The organism is Serratia sp. BNK-4 (genome assembly GCF_048685115.1).
GTDB classification, from domain to species: Bacteria; Pseudomonadota; Gammaproteobacteria; order Enterobacterales; family Enterobacteriaceae; genus Serratia; species Serratia bockelmannii.
The window spans coordinates 2,538,180-2,554,551 of record NZ_JBLQTM010000001.1 but is presented as its reverse complement, the minus strand read 5'-3'; the positions used below and the strand labels follow the sequence as shown (position 1 = coordinate 2,554,551).

General features: G+C 57.7%; 15 protein-coding genes, 2 tRNA genes and 3 other RNA genes. 9 read left to right on the top strand and 11 right to left on the bottom strand.

Annotation, left to right across the window (positions count from 1 at the left end):
* Positions 1-7 precede the first annotated feature (7 nt).
* Positions 8-1,864 (bottom strand): signal peptide peptidase SppA, encoded by a 1,857-nt coding sequence (gene sppA, locus ACMGGW_RS12295; protein ID WP_033643311.1) that lies wholly within the window; start codon positions 1,862-1,864, stop codon positions 8-10.
* 160 nt (positions 1,865-2,024) lie between these two features.
* On the opposite strand from sppA, the gene ACMGGW_RS12290 reads away from it, so the two are divergent.
* The 5 genes from ACMGGW_RS12290 (at position 2,025) to ACMGGW_RS12270 (ending at position 7,113) form a co-directional block, all read left to right on the top strand.
* On the top strand, positions 2,025-2,576 hold the full coding sequence (locus tag ACMGGW_RS12290; protein ID WP_197832028.1) for an NAD(P)H nitroreductase: 552 nt from the start codon (positions 2,025-2,027) through the stop codon (positions 2,574-2,576).
* 157 nt (positions 2,577-2,733) lie between these two features.
* A complete protein-coding gene (gene selD / locus ACMGGW_RS12285) occupies positions 2,734-3,777 on the top strand; it encodes a selenide, water dikinase SelD (protein ID WP_025303088.1) in 1,044 nt (347 codons plus the stop codon).
* An 8-nt stretch (positions 3,778-3,785) separates the two neighbouring features.
* Complete coding sequence (mnmH, locus tag ACMGGW_RS12280; protein WP_038629396.1) at positions 3,786-4,895, top strand: tRNA 2-selenouridine(34) synthase MnmH; 1,110 nt, start codon at positions 3,786-3,788, stop codon at positions 4,893-4,895.
* Positions 4,895-6,820, top strand: a complete 1,926-nt coding sequence (locus ACMGGW_RS12275; protein ID WP_043142985.1) for a DNA topoisomerase III — start codon at positions 4,895-4,897, stop codon at positions 6,818-6,820. Before mnmH ends, ACMGGW_RS12275 begins: the two co-directional genes overlap by 1 nt.
* Positions 6,817-7,113 (top strand): DUF1496 domain-containing protein, encoded by a 297-nt coding sequence (locus tag ACMGGW_RS12270; RefSeq protein WP_047574918.1) that lies wholly within the window; start codon positions 6,817-6,819, stop codon positions 7,111-7,113. Before ACMGGW_RS12275 ends, ACMGGW_RS12270 begins: the two co-directional genes overlap by 4 nt.
* Positions 7,114-7,134: 21 nt before the next feature.
* Here ACMGGW_RS12270 and ACMGGW_RS12265 read toward each other — a convergent pair whose 3' ends face one another.
* The 10 genes from ACMGGW_RS12265 to ACMGGW_RS12220 all read right to left on the bottom strand — a co-directional run bounded on the left by ACMGGW_RS12265 (position 7,135) and on the right by ACMGGW_RS12220 (position 11,718).
* Positions 7,135-7,536, bottom strand: coding sequence for a pyrimidine (deoxy)nucleoside triphosphate diphosphatase (locus ACMGGW_RS12265; protein WP_197832087.1), 402 nt, complete (start codon positions 7,534-7,536; stop codon positions 7,135-7,137).
* Positions 7,537-7,580: 44 nt separating this feature from the next.
* Positions 7,581-8,387, bottom strand: coding sequence for an exodeoxyribonuclease III (gene xthA / locus ACMGGW_RS12260; protein WP_197832027.1), 807 nt, complete (start codon positions 8,385-8,387; stop codon positions 7,581-7,583).
* Between the two features lie 101 nt (positions 8,388-8,488).
* A complete protein-coding gene (locus ACMGGW_RS12255) occupies positions 8,489-9,061 on the bottom strand; it encodes a TIGR00730 family Rossman fold protein (protein WP_004932190.1) in 573 nt (190 codons plus the stop codon).
* A gap of 192 nt (positions 9,062-9,253) precedes the next feature.
* Positions 9,254-9,381, bottom strand: a non-coding RNA gene (locus ACMGGW_RS12250) — RtT sRNA.
* 47 nt (positions 9,382-9,428) lie between these two features.
* Positions 9,429-9,556, bottom strand: a non-coding RNA gene (locus ACMGGW_RS12245) — RtT sRNA.
* 47 nt (positions 9,557-9,603) lie between these two features.
* Positions 9,604-9,731, bottom strand: a non-coding RNA gene (locus tag ACMGGW_RS12240) — RtT sRNA.
* A gap of 47 nt (positions 9,732-9,778) precedes the next feature.
* Positions 9,779-9,863: transfer RNA gene (locus ACMGGW_RS12235), tRNA-Tyr, on the bottom strand.
* Positions 9,864-10,076: 213 nt separating this feature from the next.
* Positions 10,077-10,161 (bottom strand) — tRNA-Tyr (locus ACMGGW_RS12230).
* 175 nt (positions 10,162-10,336) lie between these two features.
* On the bottom strand, positions 10,337-11,185 hold the full coding sequence (gene purU / locus ACMGGW_RS12225) for a formyltetrahydrofolate deformylase (protein WP_004932187.1): 849 nt from the start codon (positions 11,183-11,185) through the stop codon (positions 10,337-10,339).
* A 68-nt stretch (positions 11,186-11,253) separates the two neighbouring features.
* On the bottom strand, positions 11,254-11,718 hold the full coding sequence (locus ACMGGW_RS12220; protein ID WP_025303082.1) for a YchJ family protein: 465 nt from the start codon (positions 11,716-11,718) through the stop codon (positions 11,254-11,256).
* A 118-nt stretch (positions 11,719-11,836) separates the two neighbouring features.
* On the opposite strand from ACMGGW_RS12220, the gene rssA reads away from it, so the two are divergent.
* The 4 genes from rssA to ACMGGW_RS12200 all read left to right on the top strand — a co-directional run bounded on the left by rssA (position 11,837) and on the right by ACMGGW_RS12200 (position 16,370).
* Entirely contained in the window at positions 11,837-12,739 is a 903-nt protein-coding gene (gene rssA, locus ACMGGW_RS12215) for a patatin-like phospholipase RssA (protein WP_197832026.1), read from the top strand.
* A gap of 103 nt (positions 12,740-12,842) precedes the next feature.
* Positions 12,843-13,856, top strand: coding sequence for a two-component system response regulator RssB (rssB, locus tag ACMGGW_RS12210; protein ID WP_025303080.1), 1,014 nt, complete (start codon positions 12,843-12,845; stop codon positions 13,854-13,856).
* Positions 13,857-14,068: 212 nt separating this feature from the next.
* On the top strand, positions 14,069-14,986 hold the full coding sequence (gene galU, locus ACMGGW_RS12205; protein WP_197832025.1) for a UTP--glucose-1-phosphate uridylyltransferase GalU: 918 nt from the start codon (positions 14,069-14,071) through the stop codon (positions 14,984-14,986).
* Between the two features lie 40 nt (positions 14,987-15,026).
* Positions 15,027-16,370, top strand: a complete 1,344-nt coding sequence (locus ACMGGW_RS12200) for a UDP-glucose dehydrogenase family protein (protein WP_197832024.1) — start codon at positions 15,027-15,029, stop codon at positions 16,368-16,370.
* Positions 16,371-16,372: the final 2 nt, after the last annotated feature.

Genomic DNA, 16,372 nt, shown 5'->3' with positions numbered 1-16,372 from the left:
TTATTTGTTAGCGGACTTCTCCGCAGGTCAGACAGATCGCGTAGCGGTTCTGCGGATCGTTCAAGTTATTGAACAAACCCGGCTGCTCTTTCACCGCATTGGCGACCGAGGCCAGCGGGGCAGGCAGCATGGCCTGAATCGCCGCTGGCAGCATGGCGTGAATGGAAACGCCGAACTGGCTGAGCACCATATCGCTCAGGCTCGGGGTGTCGACGAACCAGTCGAGCTGCCACTGTTGCAGTTTCGCCAGCTCAGCGGCTTTCTTCACCGCGTCGTCGAAATCGCCCAACTGATCGACCAGGCCGTTGGCCTTGGCGTCGCTGCCGAGCCACACGTGGCCCTGCGCGATTTGGTCAACCTGCTGCGGGGTCATCTTGCGTGATTTGGCGACCAGATCGAGGAAGTTCTTATACCCGTTTTCGATATTCAGCTGCATCATCTGCGAGAACTCCTGCGGCAACGCCTTGGTGACCGCGATATCGGCCAGCGGCGATGTCGCCACGCCGTCGGTGTGCACGCCCAGCGTATCCAGGGTTTTCTCGTAGGTATTGATGATGCCGAAAATACCGATGGAGCCGGTCAGCGTGCTCGGGCTGGCGATGATGTAGTCGGCCGGCGTCGAGACCCAGTAACCGCCCGACGCGGCCATGCCGCCCATCGACACCACCACCGGTTTGCCGGCGGCGCGCACGGCGGCCAGCTCGGAGCGGATCACTTCGGACGCGCTGACGCTGCCGCCAGGGCTGTTGACGCGGAACACCACGGCTTTGACGGCCGGATCCAGACGGGCCTGACGCAGCTCGGCGGCGGTGGTGTCGCCCCCAACGTTGCCCGGCGTCTGCGGGCCGTCCATGATGGCGCCGTTGGCGAACACCACGGCGATCTTGCCACCCTGGTTGGCGTCCGGCTTCGGCTGGTAGTCGTAGATGCTGATGGCGTTGAAATCGTTCGCCTGTTTGTCCCAGCCGAAGGTTTTGACCAGCTGATTTTCGATCGCGGTGCGCGACGCCAGCTCGTCCACCAGCTTATTGTCCAGCGCATAGCGGGCGGTGTCGCCGCCTGCCGCCTGCAGGCCGCTCAGCACGCCGGCGGCGCCGGGGAACAGCTGCTGCGGCGTCAGCTGCCGGTTGGCCGCCACGGTTTCCAGATAGTTCTGCCACAGGCCGCCAATCCAGCGGCTGTCCGCTTCACGCGCCGCCGGGGACATGTCGTCGCGGATCAGCGGTTCGACCGCCGATTTATAGGTGCCGACGCGGAAGATATTGGTGGTGACCTTGAGCATGTCCAGCAACGACTTGTAATACAAGTTGTTGGTGGCGAAACCGTGCAGATCGACCGCGCCCTGCGGCGACAGGTAGACCTTGTTGGCGTAGCTGGCCAGGTAGTATTGCGTTTGATTGTAACTGTCGCCGATGGCGAAGATCGGTTTGCCGCTGTCGCGGAACTCGCGCAGCGCTTTGCCGATATAGCGCAGCGACGGCTGATCGGCACCGGCAAAGTCATTCAGCTGCAACACCATGCCGGTAATGTTTTTGTCGTCTTTGGCCTTGCGGATGCTGTCGACTACGTCGAACAGCGAGTTTTCCTGCAGGCGGCTGCTGGAGGCGCCCAACAGTTCGCGGCCCCATTGCCGCACTCGGTTGTTTACCGAAGGCTGATCGACCACCACGCCGCTTAAATCGACCAGCAGCGCGCCGCGCGCCGGGGCCGTCGAGGTGGAGGAACTTTGGAAGGACAGATAGATGCCGACCCCAACCAGGATCAGCAAGACCAGGAACAGGTTAAGGATCAGTTCCCTGATAAAATTCAGCAGACGCCATGTCCACCGGAAAATGCCGGCAATAATTTGCCACAATGTGCGCATGTGCTCTCCAACAAGAGTCGAGAATGTTCCGCTATCCTAATGAGCGGCCGGGTAAATGTCAGCTTTAAATCGTGGCACACAGACGCTATCGCCGAGGCTGTAACTCGTCGTTTAGCTATGTTAACGTGGCCGGAATGAAAATTGTTATCAGGAGTTTACGATGGATGCTCTGGATCTTTTATTGAATCGTCGCTCGGCTTCGCGCCTGGCGGAACCGGCGCCGGCGGGGGAAGTGCGCCAAAATATCATCAACGCGGGCCTGCGTGCACCCGATCACGGCGCGCTGCAGCCGTGGCGTTTCGTGATGATCGAGAATCAGGGCCTGGAACGCTTCAGTCAGCTGCTGCAGGCGGCGGCGAAGCAGGATCAGCTGGACGAGGCGGCGATCGAAAAAGCCACCAAGGCGCCGTTCCGCGCACCGCTGATCATCACCGTCATCGCGCACTGCACGGAAGAGACCAAAGTGCCGCGCTGGGAGCAGGTGGTTTCCGCCGGTTGCGCCGTGCAGGCGATGCAGATGGCGGCGCTGGCGCAGGGCTTTAACGGCATCTGGCGCACCGGCGCCTGGACCGAGCATGCGCTGGTGCGTGAAGCCTTCGGTTGCCGCGCGCAGGACGAGATCGTCGGCTTCCTCTATCTGGGGACGCCGCAGCTGAAGGCTGCCACCAAGGTGACGCCGCCGGACAGCACGCCTTTCGTCAGCTATTTCTGAGTTTTTTCCAACGGGGCGCGGTGAAAATGCGCCAAACCCCGCAAAATTGCATGGTTTCTGAGCAGGCCGTTCGCTTATCGGCGGCCCGCTCTTATCAATCCCCTCGGCAAGCGCTACCCTATGTTATCTTGAGTGCCGTTACCGAAGGGAGTGGACTATGACATCGCCAGCGATCCGTTTAACCCAGTACAGCCATGGCGCTGGCTGCGGCTGCAAAATCTCACCGAAAGTTCTCGAAACCATCCTGCATAGCGAGCGGGAAAAGTTTGTCGATCCGCGCCTGCTGGTCGGCAATGAAACCCGCGACGATGCGGCGGTGTACGACATTGGCAACGGCGTCGGTATCATCAGCACCACCGACTTCTTCATGCCGATCGTCGACGATCCATTCGATTTCGGCCGCATTGCGGCTGCCAACGCCATCAGCGACGTGTACGCCATGGGCGGCAAACCGATCATGGCGATCGCCATTCTCGGCTGGCCGATCGCCAAGCTGCCGCCGGAGGTGGCGCAGCAGGTGATCGACGGCGGCCGTTTCGCCTGCCAGCAGGCGGGGATCGCGCTGGCCGGTGGCCATTCTATCGATGCACCGGAACCTATTTTCGGCCTGGCGGTGACCGGCGTGGTCAATACCGAGCGGGTGAAGAAAAACAGCGCGGCACAGGCCGGATCAAAACTTTATCTGACCAAGCCGTTGGGCATCGGTGTGCTGACGACCGCCGAGAAGCAAAGCAAGCTGCGCCCTGAGCATCAGGGCCTGGCGACTGAAGTGATGTGTCGCCTGAATAAACCGGGTGCTGATTTTGCCGAGGTGGCGGGCGTCACGGCGATGACCGACATCACCGGCTTTGGCCTGCTGGGCCACCTGAGCGAGGTATGCCAGGGCTCCGGTCTGCAGGCGACGGTCTGGTTTGATCGGGTGCCGAAACTGCCGGACGTTGAGGCGTATATCGCCGAGGGCTGTGTGCCGGGCGGCACCGGGCGCAACTTCGACAGCTATGGCCATCTGGTGGGCGAGATGAGCGATTTGCAGCGCCAGCTGCTGTGCGATCCGCAAACCTCCGGCGGCTTGCTGTTGGCGGTATTGCCGGAGGCGGAAGCGCAGGTGCTGGCGATTGCCGAACAGCACGGTATCACGCTCAATGCTATCGGTGAATTGCATGTGGCATCGGCCGATAAGCCGCTGATCGAGGTCGCGTAGTGTCCAACATGCAAGGAAGGGCGGACAGCGACGATTACCAACGCATTTTCCTGCAGGACGTGCCGCTGATTGACGTGCGCGCACCGATCGAGTTTCAGCAGGGCGCCTTCGCTCAGGCACTGAATCTGCCGCTGATGATCGACAGCGAACGCCAGGCGGTCGGCACCTGCTATAAGCAGCATGGGCAACAAGCGGCGATCGCGCTCGGCCACAGCCTGGTGAACGGCAAACTGCGCGAACAGCGCACCGCCGCCTGGCTGGCGGCCTGCGCAGAGCGGCCCGAAGGCTATATTTACTGCTTCCGCGGCGGGCTGCGCTCGCAGCTGGTGCAGCAATGGCTGCATGAGGCCGGCGTCGAGTACCCGCGTATCATTGGCGGTTATAAGGCGCTGCGCAATTATTTGCTCGGCGTGCTGGCGCAAAGCGCGGCATTGCCGATGGCCCTGGTGGGCGGCAATACCGGCAGCGGCAAGACGTTGCTGGTCAACGAACTGGCCGACGGCGTCGATCTGGAAGGCGTGGCGCGCCATCGCGGTTCATCTTTTGGTCGAACGCTGGCGGGCCAGAGCTCGCAGATCGATTTTGAGAATCGTCTGGCTGTGTTATTGCTGAAAAAACAGCATGGTGGCAGCCGCCGTTGGGTGCTGGAAGACGAAGGGCGGATCATCGGCAGCAACAATCTGCCGCTGCCGCTGTTCAATGGGATGCAGCAGGCGCCGGTGGCGGTGATCGACGATCCGTTCGACATTCGTCTGGCGCGTCTGCAGGCGGAATATATCGACGGCATGCGCGAACAGTTCGAACAGGCCTATGGTGTGGAAGACGGCTGGCGACAGTACGACGACTATCTGCACCACGGCCTGTTCGCCATACGCCGCCGCCTGGGGCTGGAACGCTTCCAGCAGCTGACGCAACGACTGGAAGCGGCGCTGCGGGCACAGCGGCTCAGCGGCCAGGGCGAGGCGCACCGTGAATGGTTGGCGCCCCTGTTGCAGCAGTACTACGATCCGATGTATTGCTATCAGTTGGAAAAGAAAGCCCAGCGGATTGTCTTCCGTGGGAACTATGCAGAAGTAAGAGAATTCTTGATGACGTTCAGCCAGAAAAACGGTGAATAATGCGACTGTTCATAGCCGAGAAACCGAGTTTGGCGCGCGCCATTGCCGACGTCTTGCCCAAGCCGCATCGCCGCGGCGACGGGTATATCGCCTGCGGTAACAACGACGTGGTGACCTGGTGCGTCGGCCACCTGTTGGAGCAGGCTCAGCCTGACGCTTATGACAGCCGCTATGCGCGCTGGTCGTTGGCGGATCTGCCGATCATTCCCGAAAAATGGCGGTTGCAGCCGCGTCCTTCGGTCAGTAAACAGCTCAACGCCATTAAAAAGTTGCTGCTTGAAGCCGATGAAGTGGTTCACGCCGGCGACCCGGATCGCGAAGGGCAACTGCTGGTGGATGAGGTGCTGGACTACCTGGATTTGACGGCGGAGAAGCGCCAGAACGTGCGCCGCTGTCTGATCAACGATCTCAACCCGCAGGCGGTGGAGCGCGCGGTCGAGCGTCTGCGCGACAACCGAGACTTTATCCCGCTGTGCGTGTCTGCGCTGGCACGTTCGCGCGCCGACTGGCTGTACGGCATCAATATGACCCGCGCTTATACGCTGCTGGGCCGCAACGCCGGTTACGACGGTGTGCTGTCGGTGGGCAGGGTGCAGACGCCGGTGCTGGGATTGGTGGTGCGGCGCGATGAAGAGATCGAAAACTTCGTGCCGAAAGATTTCTTTGAGGTCAAGGCGCACATCGTTACGCCGAAAGAAGAACGCTTCGTGGCGCTGTGGCAACCCAGCGACTCCTGCGAACCTTATCAGGATGAAGAGGGGCGTTTGCTGCACCGGCCGTTGGCGGAGCACGTGGTCAAGCGCATCGAGGGCCAGCCGGCGCTGGTCACGTCCTATAACGATAAACGGGAATCAGATACTGCGCCGCTGCCGTTTTCGCTCTCCACGCTGCAAATTGAAGCGGCCCGGCGTTATAACCTCAGCGCCCAACAGGTGCTGGACGTTTGCCAGCGGCTGTACGAAACCCATAAATTGATCACCTATCCGCGTTCCGACTGTCGCTACCTGCCGGAAGAACATTTCGCTGGCCGCCATGCGGTGCTGAACGCCATCAGCGTGCACCAGCCTGAACTGTACCCGCAGCCGGTGATCGACAGCGATCGCCGCAACCGCTGCTGGGACGACAAAAAGGTCGATGCGCACCACGCTATCATTCCTACCGCCCGTGCCGGCAAGATTAACCTGACGCAGGATGAACGGAACGTGTATGGGCTGGTGGCGCGCCAGTATCTGATGCAGTTTTGTCCGGATGCGGTGTTCCGCAAATGCGTGATCGAGCTGGATATCGCCGGCGGCAAATTCATCGCCAAGGCGCGTTTCCTGGCGGAGGCCGGTTGGCGTACGCTGCTGGGCAGCAAGGAACGCGACGAGGAAAATGAGGGCGCACCGTTGCCGGTGGTGGCTAAAGATGATGAGCTGCTGTGTGAGCGCGGTGAAGTGGTGGAGCGCCAGACGCAGCCCCCGCGGCCGTTTACCGACGCCAGCCTGTTGTCGGCCATGACCGGCATCGCGCGCTTCGTACAAGATAAAGCGCTAAAGAAAATACTGCGGGCGACCGATGGTTTAGGTACGGAAGCGACGCGAGCGGGGATCATCGAATTGCTGTTCAAACGGGCGTTTCTGTACAAGAAGGGACGCTATATTCACTCCAGCGAAACCGGGCGCGCGTTGATTCACTCGCTGCCGGATCTTGCTGCGCGTCCTGATATGACGGCAAACTGGGAAGCCACGCTGACGCAAATCAGCGAGAAATCCTGCCGTTATCAGGACTTTATGCAGCCGTTGGTCGGCACGTTGCAAGAGCTGATTTATCAGGCCAAGCAGAGCCGGGCGAGCATGGCATTTCGTGGATTGCCGCCGCCGCCCTCCAGCGGGGGCAAAAAACGCAGGAAAAGCGCCGGCAAGGCGCAGGAGAAAAGTGAATGAAGCGTGGACTCAATGGGGTGCTGGCTGCCGCTGCCCTGGCGTATTGCGGCCTGGCGGCCGCCAACCGGGGCGATGTGGACGTGGTGTTGCCGGTTTCGCCGGAGATTTGGGGGACGGCGAAAAACGGCGCCAATTCGCCACCGGCGCAACCCTGCAACCGCTGTTGCGTCTACCAGAATCAAAACTATTCCGAAGGCGCGGTGCTCAAAGTCGAAGGCGAAGTGCTGCAGTGTGTGCGTGAGCCTAACACTATCGGCACCAACCCCTTGATTTGGGTGCGATTAAAGAAGTGACCATGTAACCTATCGCCGCGCTCAGCGCGCATCGCCTTGCGCGGCGATATAGTCCGCCAGCAGTGGAATGTCGGCCGGGGCCAGGGTATATTCCTGCGCCTGTTGCGGCGTGACCCACACCAGCGCTGAGTGACAATGCAGCTGCAATTCACCGGAGAACTCCGCGACTCGCCAGGCGTGTAGCCGGATGAGGCGTTCGCCTTGCCGCCACTGATTGCTGCCTACATAGTTGCCGATACGGGCGCAAATCCCCAATTCTTCATCCAGTTCGCGCGCCAGCGCCTGCGGTTGGCTTTCACCCGGCTCAACTTTGCCGCCGGGAAACTCCCACAGACCGGCCTGATCGCTGTCTGCGCCGCGCTGGGCCAGCAAAATGCGGCCATTTTTTTCCAGAATGGCGGCCACCACGTCGATAATTTTCATTGGCTTCACAGAGTAAAACCCCGGCGAGCGCCGGGGTGATGGGGTTACAGCGTAAATTCCGCCCAGACCGGTGCATGGTCGGAAGGTTTCTCCATACCACGGGTTTGGTAATCGATGCCGGTGGCGATGCAGCGCGAAGCCAGCGGGGTGCTGGCGAGCAGCAGATCGATACGCAGGCCGCGGTTGTCGTCGAACCCTTTGGAGCGGTAGTCGAACCACGAGAATTCGTCGCTGCGCCCCGGGTTGGCGTGGCGGTAGGTATCCACCAGGCCCCAGTTCAGCAGGCGGTCCATCCATTCACGCTCTTCCGGCAGGAAGGAGCATTTACCGGTGCGCAGCCAGCGTTTGCGGTTGTCTTCGCCGATGCCGATATCGTAATCGCTGGGGCTGATATTCATGTCGCCCATGATCAGCACCGGGGATTCTGCCGACAGCTGTTGCTCCAGGTAATTTTGCAGGTCCTGATAAAACCGCGTTTTAGCCGGGAATTTGATCGGATGGTCGCGGCTTTCACCTTGCGGGAAGTAGCCGTTGATCACCGTCAGCGTGCCCTGTGGCGTAGCCAGATCGGCCATGATGATGCGACGCTGCGCATCTTCTTCATCGGTCGGGAAACCGCGGCGCACGGCCAGAGGCTCCTCTTTGGTCAGCAGCGCCACGCCGTAATGGCCTTTTTGCCCGTGATAGAATACGTGGTAGCCGTGTTGGCTGACGTCTTCCAATGGGAACATGTCATCGTGAACTTTGGTTTCCTGCAGACCGATCACGTCGGGCTGGTGCTGTTCGATAATTGCCGCCAGCTGATGCGGACGCGCGCGCAGTCCATTGATATTAAAAGAGACAAACTTCATGAGCGGTGCCGTTTTCACGAGAAAAATGTGCTGTGATAGTAGCAGAGTTTGGCGGGAAATGTAACGCAGACAGCGGCGGGACCGCTGACTGCGCAGCGGGTTTATTTCGCCCAGCGGTCGTAATTTTTAGGTTGATAGTCGTCAAACTGTTGCAGCAGCGTTTGTGCCGATTCACTGATGTGCAGGGTACCGAGATAGTCGTGGCGCATGAAACCCTGATCGGCGACGTGCTCGAGGAACTGGCTCAGTGGGCGGTAGAATCCGTTGACGTTCAGCAGGCCGACCGGCTTGTTGTGATAGCCGATTTGCCCCCAGGTCCAGATTTCAAACAGCTCTTCCAGCGTGCCGATGCCGCCGGGCAGGGCGATAAAACTGTCCGCCAGCGCCGCCATACGGGCTTTGCGCGTATGCATATCGGGTACCACTTCCAGTTCGGTCAGGCCGCGATGCGCCGTTTCCGCTTCCACCAGGCGCTCGGGGATAATGCCGACAGCTTCACCGCCCGCTGCCAACACCGCGTCTGCCACGATCCCCATCAATCCTTTTTTGCCGCCGCCGTAGATTAAACGGCGCCCCTGAGCGGCCAGCAGCTGCCCCAGTTGACGAGCCTGCTCGGCATAAGCGGGATTGACGCCCTCACTGGCGCCACAAAAAACGCAAATATTGTTTCGCATCCACCTGTTCCTTACTGCACTAAAGAAGCCAGTGGTATAGCGAATTGTCGGCCGGAGTTCAAGTTACGGCTGGGAGAGAGGAATAAAACGGCTGGGTGAAAGCGGCGATAAGGGGAGATAAATTGAGTTTATTGATACGAGAACATTGGATGCAACGAGTTTTAAGTAGGGTTTGGATTTTTCTGCAAGAGATGGTGGTGGGGGAAGGATGATTCGTCGCTGTGCGACTCACCCTGCGGGCCGCGCTGAAGCGCGTTGTCTCACTGCGTGAGACTCGAACCTTGGTCGAAGCTTCTCATCCTTCCCCAATACGGAACATTATGGAGGCGATGTGCTTTTAATTCGGTTTGGGGATTTCTGCAAGAGATGGTGGTGGGGGAAGGATGATTCGTCGCTGTGCGACTCACCCTGCGGGCCGCGCTGAAGCGCGTTGTCTCACTGCGTGAGACTCGAACCTTGGTCGAAGCTTCTCATCCTTCCCCAATACGGAACATTATGGAGGCGATGTGCTTTTAATTCGGTTTGGGGATTTCTGCAAGAGATGGTGGTGGGGGAAGGATGATTCGTCGCTGTGCGACTCACCCTGCGGGCCACGCTGAAGCGCGTTGTCTCACTGCGTGAGACTCGAACCTTGGTCGAAGCTTCTCATCCTTCCCCAATACGGAATATTATGGAGGCGATGTGTTTTTAATTCGGTTTGGGGATTTTTGCAAGAGATGGTGGTGGGGGAAGGATTCGAACCTTCGAAGTCTGTGACGGCAGATTTACAGTCTGCTCCCTTTGGCCGCTCGGGAACCCCACCATGGTATTCATGGATTTACAAATTGTTGTTCTGGTTTTATCCAGAAGAAACCTGGCCGGTTTCTTTACTGCGTCTTCGCTCCTGGCGGAGAGAAGATGGTGGTGGGGGAAGGATTATTCGTCACTTCGTTCCTCACCCTTTGGGCCGCGCTAAAGCGCGTTATCCTTCCCTTTCTGACTCGCTTAAACTCAGTGCGTATCAGCAACGAAAAGATGGTGGTGGGGGAAGGATTCGAACCTTCGAAGTCAGTGACGGCAGATTTACAGTCTGCTCCCTTTGGCCGCTCGGGAACCCCACCATATACATGGCTATTTAACTGGCCTTGCTTGCGAGAGCGCTGTCTCGGTAAGCGGGGCGCATCATATCAAATGAAGCGGATGTGTAAAGCATTGAAATGCAGAAAATGAATCGTTTGCCGTTTTTTTATTCTTGGCGGTGCATCCCTGAACGAAATGCACCGATTTATTGAGCGATTACAGAATAACGGTGCGGTTGCCGTAGACGAAGACGCGCTGCGCCAACACCTGATAAAGCGCGCGGCTGAGCACGTTTTTCTCTACGTCGCGGCCGGCGCGCATCATATCCTCGGCGGAATAGGTGTGATCGACGTGGATCACGTCCTGCATGATGATCGGGCCTTCGTCGAGATTGTCGTTAACGTAGTGGGCGGTGGCGCCGATGATTTTTACCCCGCGCTCATAGGCCTGGTGATAAGGGCGTGCGCCGATAAACGCCGGCAGGAACGAATGGTGAATGTTGATCACCTGGTTCGGATAATGTTGCACGAAGGCCGGCGTCAGCACGCGCATATATTTGGCCAACACCACGTAATCCGGCTGATATTGATCGATCTTGGCCGTCATTTCGCGGTCATGCTGCTCCCGCGTCAAGCCTTCGTGGCTCACCAGATGGAAAGGAATATCGAAACGCTCCACCAGCGTTTGCAGCGTGTCGTGGTTGCCGATCACGGCGGCAATTTCAACGTCGAGGCCACCATAGGCGCTTTTCATCAACAGATCGCCCAGGCAGTGGGCCTCTTTGGTGACCAGCACCACGATGCGCCGGCGCCCGGTGCTGTGCAGCTCGCGCAGCGAACCTTCCGGCAGCGCGCTGTCCAGATCGGCCAGCAACGTGTTGTCGTTGAAAATGCCTTCCAGCTCGGTGCGCATAAAGAAACGCCCGGTGCGGTGATCGACGAACTCATTATTCTGGACGATATTGAGTTCGTGCTTGTAACAGATGTTGGTGATCTTGGCGATCAGCCCTTTGGCGTCCGGGCAGATGGTGCGTAACACTTTTCGTTGTACATTTTGGTGTGGCATGGGTTTGAGGATCCTGTCTGATACTGAACGGCCTGTCTGCGCAGGCGTAAACGTGAAGCGCCGGCCGGTTAGCGCCCGCAGCACTTCTTATATTTTTTCCCTGAGCCACAGGGACACATCGCATTTCTGCCGGGCTGGGGTTTGGTACCGTCGATATAATACCAACGTTGATCGCGACGAAGGAAGCGTGAGCGCTCATGCATCGCTTGCGGTTCGCCGCTTTCGCCATCGGTAAAACGGGCGATGAATTCGACGAAGCCTTCATCCGGCTCATGACCGGCTTTCTCTTCCACGACCGTCAGGCCCAGCCATTCGGTATTCTTAAAACTGTCGACGATTGCATTGCGCCACGCTTCGGCACCGCAGTCGGGGTGCCAGGTGGCGATCAGATAGTCGACGTTATGACTCACGTAGGCGGTGAAGCGTGAACGCATCAGCTGGCCGGGCGTCGGCGCTGGCTGATTGCCGCTGATAAAAGGGGCGCAGCACGCGTTATACGCCAGTCCGCTGCCGCATGGGCATAATTCGGGCAAAATAACTCCTGAGAACACGAGGCAGAAAATGAATTTAGCGCATATGTTACCTAACAATATTCGTCAGTGACAATCTACCCTGAAAGCAGAGAACACCTTTCACCCTGAGGATGGCGCGATGCGGCAAATCAAGATCGGACTGGCGCTGGGAGCGGGCTCGGCCAAAGGCTGGGCGCACATCGGCGTGATCAATGCGATAAAGAAATTGGGGATTGAGGTTGATGTCGTTGCCGGCTGTTCTGTCGGCGCGTTGGTGGGCGCGGCGTTCGCCAGCCATCGTCTGCCGGCGATGGAGCAGTGGGTGCGATCGTTCAGCTATTGGGACGTCATTCGCCTGATGGATTTTTCCTGGCAGCGCGGCGGCCTGTTGCGCGGCGAGCGGGTGTTTAACGCCGTCGGACAGCTGCTGAAGGTCAATGATATCGCCGATTGTGCGTTGAAGTTCGGTGCCGTGACCACCAATCTCAGCACCGGGCGCGAGCTGTGGCTGACCGAAGGCGATATTCATCAGGCGATACGCGCCTCCTGCAGTATGCCTGGCCTGTTGGCGCCGGTATGGGCCGACGGCTATTGGCTGGTGGATGGCGCGGTGGTCAATCCTGTGCCGGTGTCGCTTTGCCGCGCCATGGGCGCCGATATCGTCATCGCGGTCGATCTGCAGCATGATGCGCATCTGATGCAGCAGGATCTGTTCTCGATACGTATCGAGGAAGAAAGCCCGAACGATGCGCCTGCGGCGACCTGGCGCGGGCGTCTGCGGGAACGCGTCGGCAGAATGCGTAAGCGCAAACCGGCGACGGCGCCGACGGCGATGGAGATTATGAGCACATCGATTCAAATGCTGGAAAATCGTTTGAAGCGTAATCGGATGGCGAGCGATCCGCCGGATGTGTTGATTCAACCTTTTTGTCCGCAAATCTCGACGCTGGATTTCCACCGCGCCGATGAAGCGATCGCAGCGGGGGTGCTGGCGGTGGAAAAACAACTGGATCGGTTGTTGCCGTTGATAAAAAATAGATAATTCTCGGTTCTCGGTTGGCAATGCGCGGTCAGTCTGTTTCAGACGAGCATAAGTGACCTTTTTGAGCCACTATTACACTATGGAAAGGGACGAGGCTCGGCTGATGGCATTACCACTTACTCACAAGCGCATCTTGATCGTTGAGGACGAACAGGTTTTTCGTTCAGTGCTGGTCGGTTATTTGGCCTCACTGGGTGCTGAAACCGGCGAGGCGACCAACGGTATACAGGCGCTGGGTGCCGTCGATGACTTCAAGCCGGATCTGATCCTGTGCGATCTCGCGATGCCGGAAATGGGGGGGATCGAATTCGTAGAGCACCTGCGTTTGCAGGGGCTGCAAATCCCGGTGCTGGTGATCTCGGCCACCGACAAGATGGCTGACATCGCCAAGGTGCTGAGGTTGGGCGTGCAGGATGTGCTGCTCAAGCCGCTGACCGATCTCAATCGCCTGCGTGAAGCGGTGTTGGCATGCTTATACCCCAATATGTTCACTTCCCAGGCGATTGAAGAGGTTGAACTGTTTCAGGACTGGGATGCGTTGAGCAAAAATCCCTCCGAAGCCGTCAAACTGCTTAAACAATTGCAACCGCCGGTACAGCAGACTATTGCGCATTGCCGGATCAACTATCGGCAGTTAACCACCGGCGAAAATCCTGGCCTGGTGCTGGATATCGCCGCTTTGTCAGAAAAGGATCTGGCATTCTATTGCCTGGACGTCACGCGCGCCGGCGATAATGGCGTATTGGCGGCATTGCTGTTGCGTGCATTATTTAATGGGCTGCTGCAAGACCATCTGGCTAATCAACAGCATCGTCTGCCGCAAATGTCGGCATTGTTAAAGCAGGTTAATCAATTATTGCGGCAGGGGAAATTAGACGGTCAATTCCCGCTGTTGCTGGGATATTATCACGCCGAAAATAAAAATCTGATTCTGGTTTCTGCCGGGCTGCATGCCAACGTCAATACCGGTGACAATCAAATCCAGCTGAGCAATGGCGTGCCACTGGGGACGCTGGGGGCCACCTACATGAATCAGATCAGCCAGCGCTGCACTGCCTGGCAGTGTCAGGTATGGGGAAGCGGTGGTCGGTTGCGACTGATGCTCAGCGCTGAATAACAGGCAACGAACGGCGAGATCTTAAGCTATTCACTTATCGGTAATTAAACCGTTTATTTATTCTCCCGATTATCCGAACGGGTAATAGTCCTAAATGTTTTCTATTTGTGTTCTGGTTAATGCCAGGCGCGCATAAGCTGGTATACTCCGAAGGTTTTTTATATTGAGCCCAAGCTCATAAAATGAGCGCTTTAGCTTCAAGAGAGGAAATAATGCCTGCTGTAAATCGCAAAGTCAGAAAAGCCGTGATCCCGGTTGCAGGCTTGGGTACGCGGATGTTGCCGGCCACCAAAGCCATTCCGAAAGAAATGCTGCCGCTGGTTGATAAACCGCTGATCCAATACGTCGTTAATGAGTGCATTGCGGCGGGGATTAACGAGATTGTGCTGGTCACCCACTCCTCCAAGAACTCGATCGAAAACCATTTTGATACCAGTTTCGAACTTGAAGCGATGCTGGAAAAACGCGTCAAGCGCCAATTGCTGGATGAAGTGCAGTCGATCTGCCCGAAAGGCGTTACCGTGATGCAGGTTCGTCAGGGCAATGCCAAAGGCCTGGGGCACGCGATTATGTGTGCCTACCCGATGGTGGGCGATGAACCGGTGGCGGTGGTGTTGCCGGACGTGATCCTCGACGAATACAGCGCCGATCCGAAAAAAGACAACCTCTGCGAAATGCTGCAGCGCTTCGAAACTACCGGCGTCAGCCAGATCATGGTTGAACCCGTGCCGCATAAAGATGTCGGAAACTACGGCGTAGCCGACTGTAAGGGCGTTGCTTTGCAACCGGGCGAAAGTGCGCCGATGGTGAGTGTGGTTGAGAAACCTTCGCCGGATAAAGCCCCTTCCAACCTGGCGATTGTCGGTCGTTACGTGTTATCCGCCGATATTTGGCCGCTGTTGGCTAAAACGCCCCCTGGCGCCGGCGACGAAATTCAGCTGACTGACAGTATCGAAATGTTGATGCAGCAGGAAACGGTGGAAGCGTATCACCTGAAGGGCGTAAGCCATGACTGTGGTAACAAGCTGGGATACATGCAGGCTTTTGTAGAGTACGGCATGCGTCATGCCAGCCTGGGCAAAGAATTTTCTCAGTGGCTGCAACAGGTTGTTGCCGCTGACAAGAAGTAATTTGATCTTTCGTCTTAATTTGAAAAACTAGGATTTTCACATGAAAGTAACAGTTTTTGGTATTGGCTATGTAGGGCTGGTGCAGGCCGCCGTACTGGCTGAAGTTGGCCATGACGTTATGTGCATTGACGTCGATGAGCGAAAAGTCGAAAACCTGAAAAAGGGCAATATTCCGATTTTTGAACCGGGCTTGACGCCGCTGGTGCAGAAAAACTATGAGGCTGGGCGCCTGCATTTCACCACCGATGCCAAAGCGGGCGTGGCGCACGGGAATATCCAGTTTATCGCCGTCGGCACGCCGCCGGATGAGGATGGCTCCGCCGATCTGAAATATGTCACCGCGGTTGCACGTACCATCGCTGAACACATGATCGATCGCAAAGTGGTGATCGATAAATCCACCGTGCCGGTCGGTACGGCGGACAAGGTGCGTCAGGTGATGGCGGAAACGCTGGCTAAACGCGGCAGCAACGTGGCGTTCGACGTGGTATCCAACCCTGAATTCCTGAAGGAAGGCGCTGCGGTAGCTGACTGCATGCGCCCTGAACGCATCGTGATCGGTACCGATAATAAAGAGGTAATCGAACCGATTCGCGAACTGTACGAGCCGTTTAACCGCAATCACGATCGTATGATCATGATGGATATCCGCAGCGCAGAGCTGACCAAATACGCCGCCAACTGCATGCTGGCGACCAAAATCAGCTTTATGAACGAAATGTCCAATCTGGCGGAAATGCTGGGTGCGGACATCGAGAAAGTGCGTCAGGGCATCGGTTCCGACTCACGCATCGGTTATCACTTTATCTACCCTGGCTGCGGCTACGGTGGTTCTTGCTTCCCGAAAGATGTCCAGGCGTTGATCCGCACGGCGGAGCAGATCGGTTACCAACCGAAGCTGCTGCAGGCGGTAGAGCAGGTCAACTACCAACAGAAAGATAAGTTGAACAGCTTTATCAAAGATTACTTCGGCAGCGATCTGAAGGGGAAAACCTTTGCGCTGTGGGGCCTGGCGTTCAAGCCGAATACCGATGACATGCGTGAAGCGTCCAGCCGCGTGCTGATGGAGCAATTGTGGGCTGCCGGCGCCACCGTTCAAGCCTACGATCCTGAAGCGATGAACGAAGTTCAGCGCATCTATGGCCAGCGCGACGACTTGAAGCTGATGGGGACCAAAGAGGCTGCATTGCACGGCGCCGATGCTCTGGTGATCTGCACCGAATGGCAGAATTTCCGCGCACCGGACTTCGATGTGATCAAGAGTGCGTTGAAGCAGCCGGTGATCTTCGATGGACGTAACCTGTACGATCCGGAGCGTTTGGAGAATCGCGGCTTTATCTATTACGCGATTGGCCGCGGCGCCTCGATTAAACCGGTTATTTAAGG

Bases quoted from the DNA above. Each gene is read 5' to 3' on its own strand.
- sppA (WP_033643311.1), bottom strand. From the start codon at position 1,864: ATGCGCACATTGTGGCAAATTATTGCCGGCATTTTCCGGTGGACATGG.
- ACMGGW_RS12290 (WP_197832028.1), top strand. From the start codon at position 2,025: ATGGATGCTCTGGATCTTTTATTGAATCGTCGCTCGGCTTCGCGCCTG.
- selD (WP_025303088.1), top strand. From the start codon at position 2,734: ATGACATCGCCAGCGATCCGTTTAACCCAGTACAGCCATGGCGCTGGC.
- mnmH (WP_038629396.1), top strand. From the start codon at position 3,786: ATGCAAGGAAGGGCGGACAGCGACGATTACCAACGCATTTTCCTGCAG.
- ACMGGW_RS12275 (WP_043142985.1), top strand. From the start codon at position 4,895: ATGCGACTGTTCATAGCCGAGAAACCGAGTTTGGCGCGCGCCATTGCC.
- ACMGGW_RS12270 (WP_047574918.1), top strand. From the start codon at position 6,817: ATGAAGCGTGGACTCAATGGGGTGCTGGCTGCCGCTGCCCTGGCGTAT.
- ACMGGW_RS12265 (WP_197832087.1), bottom strand. From the start codon at position 7,536: ATGAAAATTATCGACGTGGTGGCCGCCATTCTGGAAAAAAATGGCCGC.
- xthA (WP_197832027.1), bottom strand. From the start codon at position 8,387: ATGAAGTTTGTCTCTTTTAATATCAATGGACTGCGCGCGCGTCCGCAT.
- ACMGGW_RS12255 (WP_004932190.1), bottom strand. From the start codon at position 9,061: ATGCGAAACAATATTTGCGTTTTTTGTGGCGCCAGTGAGGGCGTCAAT.
- purU (WP_004932187.1), bottom strand. From the start codon at position 11,185: ATGCCACACCAAAATGTACAACGAAAAGTGTTACGCACCATCTGCCCG.
- rssA (WP_197832026.1), top strand. From the start codon at position 11,837: ATGCGGCAAATCAAGATCGGACTGGCGCTGGGAGCGGGCTCGGCCAAA.
- rssB (WP_025303080.1), top strand. From the start codon at position 12,843: ATGGCATTACCACTTACTCACAAGCGCATCTTGATCGTTGAGGACGAA.
- galU (WP_197832025.1), top strand. From the start codon at position 14,069: ATGCCTGCTGTAAATCGCAAAGTCAGAAAAGCCGTGATCCCGGTTGCA.
- ACMGGW_RS12200 (WP_197832024.1), top strand. From the start codon at position 15,027: ATGAAAGTAACAGTTTTTGGTATTGGCTATGTAGGGCTGGTGCAGGCC.